This window comes from Maribacter sp., assembly GCF_016744255.1.
Taxonomy (GTDB): Bacteria; Bacteroidota; Bacteroidia; order Flavobacteriales; family Flavobacteriaceae; genus Maribacter_B.
Genome location: NZ_JADGES010000177.1, coordinates 1 through 2,110, shown reverse-complemented (window position 1 = coordinate 2,110; position 2,110 = coordinate 1). Strand labels below are relative to the sequence as shown.

General features: G+C 33.5%; 2 protein-coding genes and 1 pseudogene. All 3 read left to right on the top strand.

The window, feature by feature from the left end:
* Positions 1-174 precede the first annotated feature (174 nt).
* Complete coding sequence (locus QZZ51_RS16560) at positions 175-1,242, top strand: hypothetical protein (protein WP_291871712.1); 1,068 nt, start codon at positions 175-177, stop codon at positions 1,240-1,242.
* 165 nt (positions 1,243-1,407) lie between these two features.
* Complete coding sequence (locus QZZ51_RS16555; RefSeq protein ID WP_291871710.1) at positions 1,408-1,863, top strand: GAF domain-containing protein; 456 nt, start codon at positions 1,408-1,410, stop codon at positions 1,861-1,863.
* A gap of 92 nt (positions 1,864-1,955) precedes the next feature.
* Positions 1,956-2,110 (top strand): annotated as a pseudogene (locus tag QZZ51_RS16550) (bifunctional phosphoribosylaminoimidazolecarboxamide formyltransferase/IMP cyclohydrolase PurH); the annotation flags it as partial.

The following is a 2,110-nucleotide window of genomic DNA, read 5'->3' as shown; positions in this document are numbered from 1 at the left end:
ATTAACAATTATCCTTAAAAACCTGAAGCAAAACCTTTTAAAATTTACAGACAAATAAACACGAAAAAAAACACTTACAAAACATACTTAAACACAAACATTAAAGTTAATATGGCTATGTGCGGATAGCCGCATTTTATTAAAACTATAAACACCCATTAAATGAAAAAGAGTATGAAATTATTTTTAAAAATAAGTTTAGCTAGTATTGCGCTTAGCATATTTTTAGTAAGCTGCAGCAGTGATGAAGGTTCTATTTTTGAAACCCCAGGAGGCGGAGACCCTGGCGATGATGACTCTATCGCTACTTTAGTCATAAACCAAGGAGCACCATCTAAAGATATTTTTACAGCAAAAGCCAACGGCCAAGTCGGAACATCAGTACCAGGCAGAATAGTTTACACTTCTACAAATACAACACAACGTAGATTATATATTACCCAAAATGTGTCTGGAGCAGGAGACATGCCTTTTAACAATTTTGAATTAACGAGTAAAGATTTAAAGAAAGCTCTAAAAGCAGATGGCTCTATTGATTTAGATGGTGCCACCAAAAAAGAAATAGATTTCACTTTTAATTTACCTGTACCAAATATAGATAACGGCTCTATTGTTTACAGCTTTTGGACAACAACAGGAAAAGGAGATTTTAGAGACCCAAGCAAAAGAAAAGCTCTTGGCGTTGGAACTATAACGGTAACAGTAGGCACAGGAACAAACCCTGCCGCAACAGTAAGAGAATTTACTGGAATAAAATTATTTGCTCCAGATGTGGATGGAAAAACCGAAACGTTCTTCTCTTTACTAAACGAAACTGTATATAAAATTAATGTAGGCCCAGAATTTAGAGCCTTTTGGGATTTTGGATATTATTATGGTGTTACTGGCCCTTCTAAAGATCATTTTGCTTCTTTTTCTTCCACTTCTACTTATGATGCTACTTTTGGTTTTCCTGTAAAAGGACTTAAACCTAGCGCTACAGAGGATGCTGATGAAACATTAAACCAAATGTTTTTTGGGTTATCTAATTACGATGTCGCAGCCTTTGACGGTATAACACTTTCTGGTGAGTTAGATGGTGTAATAAAAACGAACAACCAAAACATAACAAACCTAAAAGTTGGCGATATTGTTGTGTTTGTAGATAATTATAACAAAAAAGGTATCTTAAAAATTACTCATATTAAAGCTGGCTATGGCAATACAGACTTTATAGAGTTTGATGTTAAATTACAGCCTTAAGTTTTACCATTATTTTAGAAAGAGGGTATCTACAGCTGTAGATACCCTCTTTCTTTTTCTATTTGTATTTCTATTTTTCTAAACACAAAATAAAAGTTACCCTAAGAAGATTGTAAATTTGCCTTTTACTCTTTTTAAGTGATGGAAAAATTTTAATTATTACGTATGATTTTTGATAAATTAAAAACCCAAGTAGCAGCTATTACCAATGCCCCGGAGAAAACTGTAGATAAAAAATTAAAAAAAATCTGTATTCTCTTAAAAGAAAATATAACCTATTACGACTGGGTAGGTTTTTATTTTAAAAATGGAGATAAGAAAGAACTTAAACTTGGCCCCTATGCAGGCGCTCCTACCGACCACTCTATTATTCCTTTTGGCAAAGGTATTTGTGGGCAAGTAGCAGAAAGTAACACCAATTTTGTAGTGCCCGATGTTGCCGCACAAGACAATTATATAGCCTGCAGTATAACGGTTAAAGCAGAAATTGTTGTTCCACTCTTTAAAAATGGAAAAAACATAGGACAAATAGACATAGACTCTAATACCCCAAATCCCTTTTCTACGGAAGATGAGCGCTTTTTAGAGTATGTAAATGACCAAGTATCACAAATTCTTTAAAACTTTAGCTTTTTGTTAATAACCTGATCCGCTTTTTTGTTTCAAAAAAATTACTTTTGCATGCTTAGAACTTTAACTATAAGTACGTAAAAATGAGCACCAAAAAAGCCACTTCAGCCTTAATATCTGTATTCCACAAAGACGGATTAGAACCTATTGTAAGAAAGTTCAACGAACTTGGAATAACTATTTATTCTACAGGAGGAACCGAAAAATTTATAACCGATTTAGGTATCCCTGTAGTACC

Excerpts from the sequence above, each read along its gene's own strand:
- QZZ51_RS16560 (WP_291871712.1), top strand. The coding sequence starts at position 175 with ATGAAATTATTTTTAAAAATAAGTTTAGCTAGTATTGCGCTTAGCATA.
- QZZ51_RS16555 (WP_291871710.1), top strand. The coding sequence starts at position 1,408 with ATGATTTTTGATAAATTAAAAACCCAAGTAGCAGCTATTACCAATGCC.